At 66.4% G+C, this 15,486-nt stretch carries 14 protein-coding genes and 1 pseudogene; 13 read left to right on the top strand and 2 right to left on the bottom strand.

Features of this window, described 5'->3' with window-relative positions; all coding sequences use genetic code 11:
- Positions 1–74: 74 nt before the first annotated feature.
- Positions 75–830, bottom strand: coding sequence for an IclR family transcriptional regulator (locus AC50YA_RS13695; protein ID WP_494982816.1), 756 nt, complete (start codon positions 828–830; stop codon positions 75–77).
- A 220-nt stretch (positions 831–1,050) separates the two neighbouring features.
- Between AC50YA_RS13695 and AC50YA_RS13690 the strand changes: the two genes are divergently transcribed.
- The 5 genes from AC50YA_RS13690 to AC50YA_RS13670 all read left to right on the top strand — a co-directional run bounded on the left by AC50YA_RS13690 (position 1,051) and on the right by AC50YA_RS13670 (position 7,191).
- The gene (locus AC50YA_RS13690; protein ID WP_494982815.1) at positions 1,051–2,445 is read left to right on the top strand and encodes an NAD-dependent malic enzyme; all 1,395 of its coding nucleotides are present in this window, start codon (positions 1,051–1,053) and stop codon (positions 2,443–2,445) included.
- Between the two features lie 17 nt (positions 2,446–2,462).
- On the top strand, positions 2,463–4,061 hold the full coding sequence (aceB, locus tag AC50YA_RS13685; protein WP_494982814.1) for a malate synthase A: 1,599 nt from the start codon (positions 2,463–2,465) through the stop codon (positions 4,059–4,061).
- A gap of 3 nt (positions 4,062–4,064) precedes the next feature.
- A complete protein-coding gene (locus AC50YA_RS13680; protein WP_494982813.1) occupies positions 4,065–5,357 on the top strand; it encodes a DUF6986 family protein in 1,293 nt (430 codons plus the stop codon).
- Between the two features lie 10 nt (positions 5,358–5,367).
- Entirely contained in the window at positions 5,368–6,180 is an 813-nt protein-coding gene (locus AC50YA_RS13675) for a bifunctional allantoicase/(S)-ureidoglycine aminohydrolase (RefSeq protein WP_494982812.1), read from the top strand.
- Positions 6,181–6,414: 234 nt separating this feature from the next.
- Positions 6,415–7,191, top strand: coding sequence for a carbonic anhydrase (locus AC50YA_RS13670; protein ID WP_494982811.1), 777 nt, complete (start codon positions 6,415–6,417; stop codon positions 7,189–7,191).
- 43 nt (positions 7,192–7,234) lie between these two features.
- Here the strand turns inward: AC50YA_RS13670 and AC50YA_RS13665 are convergent, their stop codons facing one another.
- Positions 7,235–8,167: a threonine/serine dehydratase gene (locus AC50YA_RS13665; protein ID WP_494982810.1), complete on the bottom strand. Its 933-nt coding sequence runs from the start codon at positions 8,165–8,167 to the stop codon at positions 7,235–7,237.
- A 115-nt stretch (positions 8,168–8,282) separates the two neighbouring features.
- Here AC50YA_RS13665 and AC50YA_RS13660 point away from each other — a divergent pair, with 115 nt between their 5' ends.
- The 8 genes and pseudogenes from AC50YA_RS13660 to AC50YA_RS13625 all read left to right on the top strand — a co-directional run bounded on the left by AC50YA_RS13660 (position 8,283) and on the right by AC50YA_RS13625 (position 15,447).
- The gene (locus AC50YA_RS13660) at positions 8,283–8,924 is read left to right on the top strand and encodes an NADPH-dependent F420 reductase (protein WP_494982809.1); all 642 of its coding nucleotides are present in this window, start codon (positions 8,283–8,285) and stop codon (positions 8,922–8,924) included.
- A gap of 128 nt (positions 8,925–9,052) precedes the next feature.
- Positions 9,053–9,997 carry a hypothetical protein gene (locus AC50YA_RS13655; protein WP_494982808.1) on the top strand — a complete coding sequence of 315 codons (945 nt, stop codon included), beginning with the start codon at positions 9,053–9,055 and terminating at the stop codon, positions 9,995–9,997.
- 136 nt (positions 9,998–10,133) lie between these two features.
- The gene (locus tag AC50YA_RS13650; protein WP_056340807.1) at positions 10,134–10,310 is read left to right on the top strand and encodes a CsbD family protein; all 177 of its coding nucleotides are present in this window, start codon (positions 10,134–10,136) and stop codon (positions 10,308–10,310) included.
- Positions 10,311–10,758: 448 nt separating this feature from the next.
- Positions 10,759–11,226 (top strand): hypothetical protein, encoded by a 468-nt coding sequence (locus AC50YA_RS13645; RefSeq protein WP_494982807.1) that lies wholly within the window; start codon positions 10,759–10,761, stop codon positions 11,224–11,226.
- A gap of 196 nt (positions 11,227–11,422) precedes the next feature.
- A pseudogene (locus AC50YA_RS13640) lies at positions 11,423–11,986 on the top strand (RDD family protein); the annotation flags it as partial.
- A gap of 10 nt (positions 11,987–11,996) precedes the next feature.
- On the top strand, positions 11,997–13,352 hold the full coding sequence (locus AC50YA_RS13635; protein ID WP_494982806.1) for an LssY C-terminal domain-containing protein: 1,356 nt from the start codon (positions 11,997–11,999) through the stop codon (positions 13,350–13,352).
- Positions 13,353–13,609: 257 nt separating this feature from the next.
- Positions 13,610–14,410, top strand: coding sequence for a hydroxypyruvate isomerase family protein (locus tag AC50YA_RS13630; RefSeq protein WP_494982805.1), 801 nt, complete (start codon positions 13,610–13,612; stop codon positions 14,408–14,410).
- Entirely contained in the window at positions 14,299–15,447 is a 1,149-nt protein-coding gene (locus AC50YA_RS13625) for a 2-hydroxy-3-oxopropionate reductase (RefSeq protein ID WP_494982804.1), read from the top strand. Before AC50YA_RS13630 ends, AC50YA_RS13625 begins: the two co-directional genes overlap by 112 nt.
- The last annotated feature ends 39 nt before the right edge of the window (positions 15,448–15,486 follow it).

Genomic DNA, 15,486 nt, shown 5'->3' with positions numbered 1-15,486 from the left:
TCAAATGTGGGAATTTGAGGGCATTACCTGCCAGTTCGCGCTGTTCTGGGTAGGAAGGGCGACGGTTGGAAGCGTCAGTTCTGGTTAAGCTCCGCGGAGATCGCCATCGCGGCCTTGCGCAGCAGCGGCACGGCACGGTCGGCGAAGCCTTGGTCCACGCGGGTGATCGGTCCGGACACTGAGATGGCGGAAGGCGTGGGCGCGTTGGGCACGGCCATGGCGAAGCAGCGCACGCCGAGCTCCTGCTCTTCCTCGTCGATGGAGTAGCCGCGCTCACGGATCAGCTTGAGATCGGCAAGGAGGGCATCAATGTCGCCGATGCTCTTGGCCGTGGGGGTGGGCATGCCGGTGCGGGACACGATGCCGCGCACCACCTCGTCGTCCAGCTGGGCCAGGATCGCCTTGCCGACGCCGGTGTCGTGCGTGTGGGCGCGGCGGCCCACTTCGGTGAACATGCGCATGGAGTGCAGGGAGGGCACCTGGGCCACGTAGATGACCATGTCCGAATCCAGCACGGCCATGTTGGAGGTTTCGCCGAGGAGCTCCACGAGGTTCTTCAGTTGCGGGCGGGCCACGGCTCCGAGCTGCTTGCTGGCGCCTTCGCCAAGCCGGATCAGCCGGGGGCCCAGCGCGTAGCGGCGGTTGGGCAGTTGGCGGATGTAGCCAAGCGAGACCAAGGTGCGCAGCAGGCGGTGAATGGTGGGCAGGGGCAGGTCCGTTGATGCGGAGAGCTCGCTGAGCGTCACGTCTCCGCCGGCGTCCGTGATGAGTTCCAGCAGTTCGAAGACGCGCTCGACGGACTGCACGCCTCCGGAGGCTTTTTCAGCCATTCCGTTGTCTCCTAGTGGCTCGGATTCCGACAACTCTTATCCACATCGTGAAAAGAGTTGCTTAGAACTCTCAACATACAGCACAACAACGCCCTAGGCGATGCCCCCAAACATGACCGCAGGGGGGTTGCATTTCCACTTCGCAGATAATAATATCCATAATACGAAAACATTCGGTTTGAGCGTGGCCCGGACTGGGCCTGTACGAGGAGGAAATTCAATGGCGAACCCGAGCCCCGGAAATTCGATCACCCTGCGCGTCGCCGCGCCGTCGAGCTTTACCGCCACGAGTGAACTCGCTGCAGCCGTGGGCGCAGCCGGCGCAGCCATCACGGCGCTTGATGTCACGGAATCCCACCACGACACCCTGGTTGTGGACGTCACCTGCAACACCACCGACGACGACCACGCGGCCCGCGTCAAGGACGCCCTGAACGCGCTCGACGGCGTCACGGTCCAGCACGTCTCGGACCGCACCTTTCTTATGCACCTCGGCGGCAAGCTCGAGGTGGTACCCAAGGTAGCCCTGCGCAACCGTGACGACCTCTCCCGTGCCTACACGCCCGGCGTCGCCCGCGTCTGCCTCGCCATCGCCGAGGACCCGTCAGCGGCCCGCAACCTGACCGTTAAGCGCAACACGATCGCCGTCCTCACCGACGGCTCCGCCGTGCTGGGCCTGGGCAACATTGGCCCGGCCGCGGCCCTGCCCGTCATGGAAGGCAAGGCAGCCTTGTTCAAGCAGTTCGCCAACGTTGACGCCTGGCCGGTCTGCCTGGACACCCAGGACACCGAGGAAATCATCATGATTGCCAAGGCCATGGCCCCCGTCTACGGCGGCATCAACCTGGAGGACATCGCAGCGCCGCGCTGCTTTGAAATTGAGAAGCGCCTGCGCGATGAGCTCGACATCCCCGTGTTCCACGACGACCAGCACGGCACCGCCATCGTGACCCTGGCCGCCCTCCACAACGCGCTGCGCGTGGTGGACAAAAAGCTCTCCGAGGTCCGCATTGTTGTCTCCGGCGTCGGCGCTGCAGGCTCGGCCATCATCCAGCTCCTTAAGGCCCAGGGTGCGCAGCACATCGTTGCCGCCGGCCGCTCCGGAGCCATCCACTCGGGCAAGCAGTACGACGACGAGCACCGCGCCTGGATTGCCGCGAACACCAACGAGGAAGGCTTCTCCGGCACACTGCACGACGCCATGGCCGGTGCCGACGTCTTCATCGGTGTCAGCGCCCCGCACGTGATCGGCGAAGAGCAGGTTGCCGCCATGGCCGAGAAGGCGATCGTCTTCGCCATGGCCAACCCGACGCCGGAAATCGACCCTGTCATCGCGTCCAGGCACGCCGCCGTGGTGGCCACGGGCCGCAGCGATTTCCCTAACCAGATCAACAACGTGCTGGCCTTCCCGGGCTTCTTCCGGGGGCTGCTGGACGCCGGGGCATCGGACATCACGCCCGAGATGCTGGTGGCCGCCGCCGACGCGATTTCCAACCGGGTAGCTGACGACGAGCTCAATGCCAGTTACATTATCCCCAGCGTCTTCGATCCTCATGTCGCCGCCGATGTGGCTGCCGCAGTGGCAGGCGCAGCGCACGCCGCCCGCGCTCTCTAGAAGAAGGACTTACGAACATGGCTATTACTGTGACTGACCACCAGCCGGTGGACCGCGCCGAAGAGATCCTCACCCCCAAAGCCCTGGCCTTCGTCGAGGAACTGCACAAGCGCTTCGCCGGAACGCGCAACGAGCTGCTCGAGGCCCGCCAGGTCAAGCGCGACGGCGTCGCCCGCACCAGCCGCCTGGACTTCCTCCTGGAGACCCGGGAGATCCGCGACGGCGACTGGAAGGTCGCAGAGGCGCCCGCCGCGCTGCAGGACCGCCGCGTGGAGATGACCGGCCCGGCCACCCCTGCCAAGATGGCGATCAACGCCCTGAACTCCGGCGCCAAGGTGTGGCTGGCGGACCTCGAGGATGCCAGCACGCCCACGTGGCCCAACGTCATCGATGCCATCCTCAACCTGCGCGACGCCGCAACCGGCACCTTGGCCTTTACCTCGCCCGAAGGCAAGGAATACACGCTCCGCACCGACGCGCCGCGGGCTGTTGTGGTGGCCCGTCCGCGTGGCTGGCACATGGAGGAGCGCCACCTGCTGATCGACGGCGCCCCCACCGTGGGTGCGCTGGTGGACTTCGGCCTGCACTTCTTCCACACCGCCAAGCAGCTGCTGCTCAACGGCCACGGCCCGTACTACTACCTGCCCAAGATGGAATCGCACCTTGAGGCGCGCCTCTGGAACGAGGTGTTCGTCTATGCGCAGGACTTCATCGGCATCCCGCAGGGCAGTGTCCGCGCCACGGTTCTGATCGAGACCATCCCGGCCGCGTTCGAGATGGACGAAATCCTGTACGAGCTGCGCGACCACGCGTCGGGCCTGAACGCAGGCCGCTGGGACTACCTGTTCAGCATCATCAAGTACTTCCGCGACGCCGGAGAGGAGTTTGTGCTCCCGGACCGCGCCACCGTGGTCATGACAGCTCCGTTCATGCGCGCCTACACCGAGCTGCTCGTCAAGACCTGCCACAAGCGCGGCGCCTTCGCCATGGGCGGGATGGCCGCCGTCATCCCCAACCGCCAACACCCCGAGGTCACCGAGGCCGCCTTCGCCAAGGTTCGCGCGGACAAGACCCGCGAAGCCAACGACGGGTTCGACGGCTCCTGGGTGGCCCATCCTGACCTGGTCCCCACTTGCCGAGAGGTGTTCGACGCCACGCTCGGCGAGCGCCCCAATCAGCTGGACAAGCAGCGCCCCGAAGTATCGGTCACGGCGGACCAGCTGCTGGACATCGCCTCGGCTGACGGCCAGGTCACCGAAGGCGGGCTGCGCCTGAACCTGTATGTCGCCGTCGCCTATACCGCCGTCTGGCTCTCCGGCAACGGCGCCGTGGCCATCCACAACCTCATGGAGGACGCCGCCACCGCCGAGATCTCCCGCTCGCAGGTATGGCAGCAGATCCGCAACAAGTCCGTCCTCGCCGACACCGGAAACACCGTCACCCGCGAACTAGTCGAAAAGATCCTGGGCGAGGAAACGGAACGGCTCCGGACCGAATTCGGCGACGAGGCCTTCCGCCTGTACTACCAGCCGGCCAGCACGCTGATCGCTGAGATCTGCCTGTCCGAGGACTACACGGACTTCCTCACCACTCCGGCCTACGAACTGGTGGGCTGAGGCATGGCGGTCTCCCCCACGCCGTCGCTCTCCGCAACGCACCTCGCCGCGATCGACACACAGCTGGCGGCCACTGACCAACTGCTGGAACGCAATTACCCCGGCGACGACGGCACCCGCCAGCCCGTGCACACCGTGTACGTGCCGGCGGACCGTTTCACACCGTCGTTCGCTGCCGAATGGGGCGCCCAGGCGCTCACGACGGCGGAGGCGCACGGCGGGCTCGAGCAGCTCGGCGCGCTGCTGGGCCAGGAGCCGGAGCTCGCTGCCGCCGTCGCCGCACGGGTCGCCGCCAAGCTGCGGACGGAACCGATCGAGGACCTGCGCCTGGACTTCGAGGATGGCTTCGGCGACCGCGGCGACGAAGCGGAGGACGTGGCAGCGGTCGCGGCGGCCCGGGCTGTCAGCGAAGCAGTTGCCGCCGGCACCGCCCCGCCGTTCATCGGCATCCGCTTCAAGTGCTTCGAGGCGCCCACCCGGGCCCGCGGCCTGAAGACACTTGACCTGTTTGTCTCCACGCTCGCGCAGGCCGGCGAACTGCCTGCCGGCCTCATTCTGACCCTGCCCAAGGTCACCACCGTGGCCCAGGTCCAGGCGATGGACTTCGCCGTGTCCCGGCTGGAGGAAGTCCACGGGCTTCCCGCCGGCCGGCTCCGCTTCGAGGTGCAGGTGGAAACGCCGCAGCTGATCCTCGGACCGGAAGGCACCTCCCCTGTGGCGCAGTTGCCGCACGTGGTCCCGGGACGCATCAGCGCCCTGCACTACGGCACCTACGACTACTCCGCCTCGCTGCAGATCTCGGCCGAGTACCAGTCGATGGAGCACCCGGTGGCGGACTTCGCCAAGGAAGTCATGCAGCTGGCTGTCGCCGGAACGGGCATCCGGCTCTCCGACGGTTCCACCAACATCATCCCGGTGGGCGACGCCGTCGAGGATGCCTGGAAGCTGCACGGCCGTTTGGTCCGCCGCTCGCTGGAACGTGGCTACTACCAGGGCTGGGACCTGCACGCCGCCCAGCTGCCCAGCCGTTTCGCCGCCACGTATGCGTTCTACCGTGAGGGCCTCCCGGCCGCAGCGGCACGCCTGCGCACCTACGTGGAACGAGGCAATGCAGACCGCACCGAAGGCGGGGTCATGGATGAACCCGCCACCGCCCGGGCCCTGGCCGCTTTCGTCCTGCGCGGCGTCCAGTGCGGCGCGGTCGGGACCGAAGAGGTCCAGGCGCTTGCCGGCGTCGAACTTTCCCAGCTGACCGCACTGGCGCACCCGCGGCTGGCGCACTCCACTTCGAAGTAAGGATCCAATGATGGGCAAGTACTACTACCCGCAAGGCGGCCTGCCGCCGCAGACGCACCTCACCACGGAGCGGGCAATCGTCACGGAGGCCTACACGGTCATCCCCAAGGGCGTTATGACCGACATCGTGACCAGCACCCTGCCGGGTTTCTCCAACACCCGCTCCTGGATCCTGGCCCGCCCGATCTCCGGGTTTGCCACCACGTTCTCGCAGCTGATCGTGGAGATCGGCCCCGGCGGCGGCGCCCCGAAGGCCGAGTTTGAGCCCGGTGTTGAGGGCGTTGTCTTTGTCACCAAGGGCAAGGCCAACCTGACGCTCGACGGCGAACTGCACGGGCTTGAGGAAGGCGGCTACGCCTACTTGGCCGCCGGTGCCACCTGGGGCCTGGAGAACGTCTCCGACGACATCGTCTCCTTCCAATGGATCCGCAAGGCCTACGAGCGGCTAGAGGGTTACGAGGCAAAGTCCTTCGTCACCAGTGACGCGGAAGTTGAAGCGGGCGCGATGCCTGACACCGAGGGCGTCTGGAAGACCACCCGTTTCGCGGACCCCAACGACCTGGCCCACGACATGCACGTGAACATCGTGACGTTCCAGCCGGGCGGTGTGATCCCGTTCCCGGAGACCCACGTTATGGAACACGGCCTGTACGTCCTGGAGGGCAAGGGCATGTACCTGCTCAACAACGACTGGGTGGAGGTGGAGGCCGGCGACTTCATGTGGCTGCGCGCCTTCTGCCCGCAGGCCTGCTACGCCGGCGGGCCGGGCCAGTTCCGCTACCTGCTCTACAAGGACGTCAACCGGCAGATCCGCCTCACCTAGGCTGCCGCTTTACCGGCTGGCCGCCGAAATCGCCGGAACTGTGCCGGATCGCTGCAAATTTGCGGCGCCCCGGATACGGTTCCGGCGATTTCGCGTTGCGGTGAGCCTCTGTGACAAGACCTGCCACCGGCACCCGTGGTAGTCGTCGTAGGTCCGGCCCGGGCTCTCCGGTGCGGACCTGACACGACCCGAAGGATGGAAATGCGCAGCGCCACAATAATCACCAGGAAGTGTTTGATCGTTGGATCCGGCCTGGGGCTGCTGGCACTCGTCACCGGCTGCAGCAAGCCCGCCGCCGGGGCCGTGGCACCCTCGCCGGCCGCCTCCGCAGCTCCCCACGCTTGGTCCCACGACGGCGCCGCGGGCCCCGAACACTGGGGCACCTTGAGCTCCGATTTCGGCTCCTGCTCTTCCGGCACCGCCCAGTCCCCCATCGACGTCGGCGGCGGTTCGGGCCGTTCCCCGGAGCCGCTCACCCTGGCCTATTCTGCCTCGGAGTGCGAGATGACGGACAACGGCCACACCACCGAACTGCGCGCCCTCACGGCCCAGGGCATCACGGTTGGCGGCAGGCAGTACGCCTTCAAGCAGATGCACTTCCATGCCCCGTCCGAGCACACGCTGGACGGCGTCCGGCACGAGACCGAGTTCCATTTCGTCCACCAGGCCGACGACGGCGGGCTGGCCGTCGTCGGCATCCTCGCCACGGCGGGGGCCGCCAATGCGGCGTGGGCGCCGTTCACGGACGGCGTGCCTGCCGCAGCCGGCGGGCAGAAGGTGGCGGCCGGCGTCGTAGACTTCCCGGCACTGTTCCGGGCGTCGCTGGACCATTTCGCGTACGACGGCAGCCTGACCACTCCGCCCTGCTCGGAAGGCGTGCGCTGGCTGCTCCTCGAGACCCCCGTTGAGCTCGGAGCCGGACAGCTCGCCATACTGAGTGCGGCGCACGCGGGCAACAGCCGGCCGGTCCAGCCGCTCAACGGAAGGGACGTCGTTGTGGTCGATCAGTAAAGTCGCCGCAGGGCACGCGCCGGTTCCGGGAGCAATGCCGGGGTCAGACCGTGGCGGGGTCCGTGTTGGCGCCGCAGAGGATCACGGCCACGCGTTCCCCGTCCGCCGGAACATAGGCGCCGGAGAGCAGGGCGGCGAAGGCCGTGGCCGCGCCGTGCTCCACGATGATACGGTACTGCTCCCACAGCAGGGTGCGGGCTGCCACGATGTCCTCGTCGGTGACCAGCACGGCGCGGACCCCGGTACGGACGGCCACTTCGAAGCCGATCCGGCCGATCTGCCGGGCCCCCAGGGAGTCGGCGGCGATCCCGGAGACGGCCACATCCACGGGGGTCCCGGCCGCGAGCGCGGCGTGCAGGGTGGGCGTGGTTTCGGACTCGACGCCCACCACTTTGGCCCGGCCTTCCACGGCCGCCGCGACACCCGCCATGAGCCCGCCGCCGCCCACGGCCACCACCACGGTGTCCACTTCGCCCAGCTGCTCCAGCAGTTCGGTTCCGATGGTGCCGGCGCCGGCTGCGATCTCGGGCTGGTCGTAGGCATGGCAGTAGACCGCGCCCGTCTCGGCGGCGTAAGCCATGGCGGCGTCGTACGCCTCCGAGTATTCGGCGCCGCGCTGGACCACGTTGGCGCCGATGGCCCAGAGCTTCTTGACCTTCACGGCCGGGGCCGTCTCGGGCACAAACACGGTGGCCGGGACGCCGACTTCCGCGGCGGCGTAGGCGTTGGCGAGGCCGGCGTTGCCGCCGGAGGCCACCACAATGCCCACGTCGTCCTTCAGTTCGCCGCGCTCCCGGCAGGCCAGGACCCGGTTGAACGCGCCCCGGGCCTTGAACGTTCCGGTGTGCTGCATGAACTCACACTTGAGCCACACCTCGCCGGGGAACGGGCCGCGATCTGCCTCCAGCACGGGCGTGACGCGGATCCTCCCGGCAATCCGGGCAGCGGCTTCGTCGACGTCCGTGCGTGTGATCATTGGGGAAATCCTCATTCCGGGGTGGGGCTAGGTTCAACGTTCAGGCTATCGCCCGTGTGGGTGGGCCTTAGATAACGTACGAAATATCCCCACGAGCGCCGGTGTTACCCCGGATATGACAACTATTGGCATCATCGGAGCAGGACACATTGGCAGCCAGGTTGCCCGCAAAGCGGTCGAACTCGGCTACGACGTAGTGATCAGCAATTCCCGCGGCCCGGAAACGCTGGCCGCACTCGCGGCGGAACTGGGACCCCGCGCCCGGGCCGCGACGCCGGCCGAAGCGGCAGCGGCGGGCGATTTCGCCGTCGTGACCGTCCCGTTCAGGAGCCTCGGAAGCGTCCCGGTGGAGCCGCTGGCGGGGAAGATCGTGATCGATACCGGTAACTACTATTGGGAGCGCGACGGCCACGTTCCGGTCCTCGACGCCGGTGAGGCCACCACTTCCGGGCTGGTGCAGGAACACCTGCCCACCTCCAAGGTGGCTAAAGCCTTCAACCACATCAGGTACAGCGAGATCACCACGGACGGCACCCCTGCCGGCACGCCGAACCGCCGCGCTTTGGCCACCGCCAGCGACTACCCCGAAGCCAGCGAGCTCGTGACGAAGCTGTATGACGAGTTCGGCTTCGACGCCGTGAACATCGGCCCGCTCTCCGAGAGCTGGCGCGCCGAGCGGGACCGTCCGGCGTATGTCATGCGGCAGAACGCTGCTGAACTCAGCGAGAACCTGGCCAAGGCGCCGCGGACCATCTGACGGTGGCGGACGGTGCGGGGCGGTGCCGGCCTGCGGCAATTAATCCATTCGGCGTATTATTCAGGGTGATCCACGTTCACTCGACCCAGACGTGGCCCAACCCTGACCGCTGACACCGAAGGATTTCCGTGAGCCACCTCAACCACCACCAGCCGCCGCTGCGTGCCTCCGGCGCCGAAAAGCCACCCCGCACCCTCGGCAGGGACGTAGCCCTCGCCGTGATGATCGGGCTTCTGGGAGGCCTCCTTGGGCTGGCCCCGTGGCTGGCCACCGGCGCGCAGCTTCCACTGCAGAACCTTTGGGGCACGGAGGCGCTGCCGCAGCAGATGCCCCTGTCGCTCCTGCCGTTGAGCCAATACAAACTCACCACGCTGGTGGCCCTGATGACTGTGGGCGGGGCGGCCGCCGGCTTGGCAGTGCGGCTCTGGTCCCCTGCCCGACGGCGGCTGGCTACGTGGTGTGCGGCGGCCGGTGTTCTCGCGGTGCAGGCCACTGCGGCGGTTCAGGCGTTCACGGTGCTCTCCGGCGGCTTGGCAGGCGGAACGACGTCGGGGGTCTATTTCGCCGGGCTGCTCGCAGGGGTCATCGCAGCCATCGTCGCAAGCCTGGTGGCGCTCCTGCTCTTGGCGGCGAAATCCAGGGCCCTGACAGCCCTGGGCATCGGACTCGTCGCCGTGCCCATTGGCTCGTGGGTCGGCGAGTGGGCGGGGAATCTGGCCGGAGCGGGCAACGTCCCGTCCGCGGCATTGACGCTGCTGCGCTGGCTGCCCGCCGTGCTGGTCGGTGTGGCACTGGCGTGGTGCGGTCTCCGGCCAGCCCGCCGCCCAGTCGTATGGCTGGTGGACCTGGCCCTGCTGTGGGTAGTTCCGGCGGTGTTCATCTCCGTCAATTACGTCCTGGGCACCCGCGTGCCGGAACGGGACCCACAGGAATTGGCCCTAATGATCCGACAGATCCTGACGGCCACCCTCGGACCCGCCGGAGGGGCCGGGCCCACAGTGCTGCTGGCATTGGCCATCGCGCTGGCAGGTCTAGGCATCCGGGCGCTGGCCCGCCGGCGAGCGCGGGGCTAAGGCCCAGTCGCGGCTGCCGGCCGGTACCGGAACTACATCAAAATCCGTGGCGCCGCGGGGGCCATTCGTTTCTACAATATAAGTGGCGGCAGTTACAGCAATCAGCTGCACGGGCCGCGCCACAAGGAGGACCGCAATGGGTTTGGGTGACAGGATCCACAACGCCGCGGAGAGGCTGCACGGCAAGGGAAAGAAGGCCGCCGGTGAGGTCAGCGGCAACGACCGCATGCGGGCCGAAGGCAAGGCCCGCGCAGTTAGGGCCGACCTCAAGCAAGCCGGCGAAAAGATCAGGCACGCCTTCAAACGGCACTAATACGATCAATCGAACGGGCGGCCCTGCCAGGAGCCGCCCGTTTTTCAATGCCCGCCAGCCCTTCAGCACGCCCGGTTCGCTACCTCCGGCGGAACCTCAGCCTGTTCGTTGGCGATGCTGGAGTGACCAGATTTACGCCTGTTATCACGCGAGAGAACGCATTGGATGACTCTCGAAAAACCGCAAAAAGGGTAGCGGTGGTCCTAGCGCCCGGGCCAAACGCAGGCGCAGGCGCAGGATGGAACTACCGGATCACCACAATTCAGAATGAATCCGGAGTCAAGCCCCCCGCTCAGTCGGGGCGTGCTGTTGAAAATGGGACTGGCAGGCTGCGGCCGCCACACTGATCAATCGCGACATGCTCAGTCGCGTCAATCGCGACATGCTCAGTCGCGACGGCTTAACGCTGCCCAAAAATGGTGAATCGTATCCCTATAGGAGCAAAAAAATGTCCATCACTCCAACAATGAAAACCCGTTCAACCCGGGCAAAGATCGCCCTGCTTCCGGCCCTCTCGTTGGGTCTGCTCGGGGGCTCCGTGGCAATGGCTGCCCCGGCCCAGGCGGAAACAAGCCGATACGGCTGTACCGTCGACCCCCTGGATCCACGTGATCTTCGCGGCAACAGGGTCGACTTCAAGATCAAAGTAGATTGCTACAGCGAACAGACAGTCCAGATCCGCCAGCTCCGCTACGAAGACGAGCGTGGCCCGCGGCGCAGCGACGACTTCCTCGGCAGCTCTCACTTCACCGAGACATTCGATAGGCGCGACGACGCCCGGACCATCCACAGTGTTGACCACGTGCGCAACCTTGACCGCAGGGGTGCAGAAGAGGTCTACCATCTCGTTTCATTCCGCGTGAAGGACGACAGGGGACACTGGTCCGACTGGACCCGGGGGAGAAGAGCGACGTAGTTGAGGTACGCCGCTAACGCGCAGTGAACCGTTCACAAAACGAGCCACGTGCACAGGAGCCCGCGTGGACATCCGTCGGGCAGCCGGCGATAGAATCCCCTCAATACGCGGCAAGGAATATGGGTGATTTGGTGACACGCTCTCCAGAGCCTTCGGCAGCGACCGGAACAGGGGACCTCAAGCAGCGCGTGCAAGGCGGCGGCTGCTCGCTTTGCTCCTCGACTACGCCGTCATCCTCGCGTGGATGGCAATCCTCGGGTTTCTTTCACGGCTGGTCTATCTCGTGCTGGGATCCCTGCCGGACACCCTGGGAACGATTGGCCCCGTCGGCAGCCAGGTGCTCTATTTCTTTCTGCTGACCTTCGTGGTGGGTGTCTATCTGTATCGCTGCGAGTCGGGCCCGCATCATGCAACCTGGGGCAAGCGCCGGATGGGCCTGGCGGTGGTGGGCGTCGACGGCGAGGCTCCTGCCCGCCGGAGCATCCTGGTGCGCACCGTGGTGAAGCTGCTGCCGTGGGAGGTGTCCCATTTCTTCGTGTGGCAGATGATGTGGACGTTCTACCTCCATGGCTATGACGCTTCGCCGCCACTATGGGTCTTTCTGGGGCTGCAGGCCGCCACTGCCGCGGCAATCGCCTACATCGTCATGGTGATGGTCACAGGCCGCGGACCGCATGATCACGCGGCGCGGACGGTGGTGGTCTGCCGGCTGGAGCAGCGCCGGCGCCGGCCGCTGTCTGGGCATCTTCGCCTCAAGTAGGATGTCGCCCATGCCGATAGCTGCGCTGAACGTCCCGGGAATCGGCGTTTCGCGCGCGGTGATGGATACCGCCTGGGACCGTTTGTTTTTCCTGGTCGGCGGCGTCTCGGCCGCGTGGTTGTCGTACCTGCTGTTGCGGCTCAGCTTCGAATGGGGCTGGTCGCAGATCTGGTTCGCCTTTGTTTTCTGGGGCCTCCTCGCGTACCTGGTGCTGCCCCGGCTGCACCGCATCCTGACCCGCATTTACGTCCCTGACTATTTCATCGGCCGGGCCCGGACCAGCGACGGGCTGCTTGGCGACCCGGTCAATGTGGCCTTGCTCGGCTCCGAAGCCCAGATCCACTCCGTGATGGGCCGGGCGGGATGGACTATCGCCGACGACGTGACGCTCGCCAGCAGCTGGCGGATCGTGACATCCACCATCCTGCGACGCAGCTACGACGAGGCGCCGGTGAGCCAGCTTATGCTTTTCGGGCGCCAGCAGGACTTCGCGTACCAGCAGGAAGTGGACGGGAATCCGGGCAAGCGCCACCACGTACGGCTCTGGCGCTGCTATCCCGGCTGGCTGCTTCCGGGCGGGCACGCGGTGGACTGGCTGGCTGCCGGGACCTATGACCGGAGCGTTGGCTTCTCCCTCTTCACCCTGCAGATCACCCACAAAATCGACGCGAACACCGATACTGAACGCGACCACATCGTCTCAAGCATCCTCAAGACCGATCCCGCGGCGAAGGTGGAGGTGCTCCGCGACTTCTCCACCGGCTACCACACCCGCAACGGCGGAGGCGATACCATCACCACCGACGGCGACCTTCCAATCGTGGATCTTGGACTGATCACGGCGGCCCTGGGGCCGGCCCAACATTCGCCCAGCGACAGCCGAAACAAGCGGCCGGCGCCCACCATCGTAGGGGCACTTCTCGCGGGTGCACGGGCAGTGGCCGCCATCGTTGCAGTGGTGTCCGGTTTCCTGTCCCCGGACGATCTGCTGCAGGGCATCAGCATCCAATCCGACGACGGACTGGGCCTGACGGCGGCTCAAGCTGAGATCGTCCTCTACGCAGGACTGTGCTTCGTGGGCCTCGTTGCCCTCGGCGAACTTCTGCTGGCCTGGTTCGTCTTCCTGGGCAGCAACCGGGCCCGCGTCACCGCCATGGCCCTGAGCACGGCAGCCATCACCATCCAGGCGATCGACGTCGTGAACGGCGGCCCCTTGGCAACACTGGAGGCAAACCTGCCCGGCCTCACCCTGGACATCCTGCTGATCCTCGCCCTCTCCAGCGAAAGGGCCCGCATCTACGCGCGGCGGGACCGCAAGGAGCCCAAACGGGATTCGACGCGTCCCGGCGGCCGCGCGGCGTTCTGAGCTGCGGCAAGTCCCACCGGCGTCTTCGAGCCCCAGCATCACGGACACCCAAGGGCTGCCGCGATAGTTTCCTGCCGGCACATCACGCCGCTTGCCACTTTGGTATTCCTCCCCGCCCATCCGACCGGCCCTTGACTCCCGCCCCCACTTTCCCTAAACTTTTCATAAAGCAGAATCTAAATTCCACAAAGCGGAAACTCACTAAGAGCGAAGCAATCAGGAAGATAGATCAAAGCCCCTCCTCGGAAGGACCTACGATGACGTACACAGTGAACTGCTCCATCCTCTTGACGGAGCTTCCCCTGCTCGAGCGCCCCGCAGCCGCAAAGGCTGCCGGCTTTGACGCCGTCGAGTTCTGGTGGCCCTTCGACACCTCCGTCCCCACCGACCCCCAGGTCACCGAGTTTGAGAACGCCATCAAGGATGCAGGCGTCCAGCTCACGGGCCTGAACTTCAACGCCGGCAACATGCCGGGCGGTGACCGCGGCCTGGTTTCCTGGCCCGCCCGCTCCACCGAATTCCTGGACAACATCGACGTCGTTGTCGGCATCGGCGAGCGTCTCGGCTGCAAGGCCTTCAACGCCCTCTACGGCAACCGTGTTGACGGCGAATCGGCCGAGAAGCAGGACGCCATCGGCGCCGAAAACCTCGCCGCGGCAGCTGCCGGCGTCGCGGGCATCGGCGGCACCGTCCTCCTCGAACCGGTCAGCGGCGCCGCCAAGTACCCGCTCCTCACGGCAGCGGACGCCCTCAAGGTGATCGCCCGCGTCAAGGAAGAATCCGGCGCAGAGAACATCAAGCTCCTCGCGGACTTCTACCACCTGGCAGTCAACGGGGACGACGTCGCCGCCGTCATCGAAAACCACGCCATAGACTTCGGCCACATCCAGATTGCCGACAACCCCGGCCGCGGGGCTCCCGGAACCGGTGAGCTTCCGCTCGGCGAATGGATCGCCCGCAGCCGCGAACTCGGCTACGACGGCTACATCGGCCTCGAGTACAAGGAACCGGCGGAAACCGCGTTCAGCTGGGCCATCCGCCAGCGCATCGCCCGGTAGTCCCCACCCGCACCCTAACCTCGCAAGCTCGGCCAGGGAACCCCGCAGGCGTGGGCCCACCCACCCGCGCCCTAACCTCGCAAGCTCGGCCAGGGAACCCCGCAGGCGTGGGCCCAGCCACCGGCCACCACCAACAGACTTTTAGTAAAGGAACCACAATGAGCAACGTTGCAGTCATCGGACTCGGAATCATGGGCCTCCCCATGGCCATCAACCTGGTCAAGGCCGGCCACACCGTCACCGGCTTCAACCGCAGCCAGGACAAGATCGAAAAGCTCGTCTCCGAAGGCGGCCTGGGCGCCACGAGCATCGCGGACGCCGTCAAGGACGCCGACGTCGTCATCACCATGGTGCCGGACTCCCCCGACGTCGAAGGGGTAGTCAGCGGCAAGGACGGCGTCTTCGCCAACGCGAAAAAGGGCACCCTCTGGATCGACGCCAGCAGCATCCGCCCGGATGTCGCCAAGCGCCTCTCCGACGATGCAAAAGAAGCCGGCATCCGCCCCCTCGACGCCCCCGTATCCGGCGGCGAACAGGGCGCCATCAGCGCCGCTCTTTCCATCATGGTGGGCGGCACCGCGGAAGACTTCGAGGCAGCCCAGCCGGTCCTCACCGCCGTCGGCAAGACCATCGTCCATGTCGGCCCCTCCGGCTCCGGCCAGACCGTCAAGGCAGCCAACCAGCTGATCGTAGCCGTCAACATCCAGGTCCTCGGCGAAGCAATCGCCTTCCTTGAGGCCTACGGCGTGGACACCGACGCAGCCCTCAAGGTCCTCGGCGGCGGCCTGGCCGGCTCCAAGGTCCTCGACCAGAAGGGCCAGAAGATGCTCGACCGCAACTTCGACCCCGGCTTCCGCCTTGCCCTCCACCACAAGGACCTCGGCATCGTCACCTCCGCAGCCCGCGAAGCCAATGTCGCCATCCCCCTCGGCGCCGTCGTCGCACAGCTCGTCGCCGCAACCGTCAACCAGGGCGACGGCGGCCTCGACCACTCCGGCCTCTTCAAGCAGGTCCTGCAGCTCAGCGGCCGCAAGTAGGAGCAGCCCCGAAACTGGGGCACTTCGACACGGACACGC

It is taken from the genome of Pseudarthrobacter sp. RHLT3-21 (assembly GCF_059383495.1).
Note: the sequence above shows the minus strand (reverse complement) of the source record. Positions and strands in the feature narration are given on the sequence as shown.

Coding starts and splice junctions, on each gene's coding strand:
- AC50YA_RS13690 (WP_494982815.1), top strand. CDS start 1,051: ATGGCGAACCCGAGCCCCGGAAATTCGATCACCCTGCGCGTCGCCGCG.
- AC50YA_RS13680 (WP_494982813.1), top strand. CDS start 4,065: ATGGCGGTCTCCCCCACGCCGTCGCTCTCCGCAACGCACCTCGCCGCG.
- AC50YA_RS13630 (WP_494982805.1), top strand. CDS start 13,610: ATGACGTACACAGTGAACTGCTCCATCCTCTTGACGGAGCTTCCCCTG.
- AC50YA_RS13665 (WP_494982810.1), bottom strand. CDS start 8,167: ATGATCACACGCACGGACGTCGACGAAGCCGCTGCCCGGATTGCCGGG.
- AC50YA_RS13695 (WP_494982816.1), bottom strand. CDS start 830: ATGGCTGAAAAAGCCTCCGGAGGCGTGCAGTCCGTCGAGCGCGTCTTC.
- AC50YA_RS13660 (WP_494982809.1), top strand. CDS start 8,283: ATGACAACTATTGGCATCATCGGAGCAGGACACATTGGCAGCCAGGTT.
- AC50YA_RS13645 (WP_494982807.1), top strand. CDS start 10,759: ATGTCCATCACTCCAACAATGAAAACCCGTTCAACCCGGGCAAAGATC.
- AC50YA_RS13675 (WP_494982812.1), top strand. CDS start 5,368: ATGGGCAAGTACTACTACCCGCAAGGCGGCCTGCCGCCGCAGACGCAC.
- AC50YA_RS13625 (WP_494982804.1), top strand. CDS start 14,299: ATGGATCGCCCGCAGCCGCGAACTCGGCTACGACGGCTACATCGGCCT.
- AC50YA_RS13650 (WP_056340807.1), top strand. CDS start 10,134: ATGGGTTTGGGTGACAGGATCCACAACGCCGCGGAGAGGCTGCACGGC.
- AC50YA_RS13635 (WP_494982806.1), top strand. CDS start 11,997: ATGCCGATAGCTGCGCTGAACGTCCCGGGAATCGGCGTTTCGCGCGCG.
- aceB (WP_494982814.1), top strand. CDS start 2,463: ATGGCTATTACTGTGACTGACCACCAGCCGGTGGACCGCGCCGAAGAG.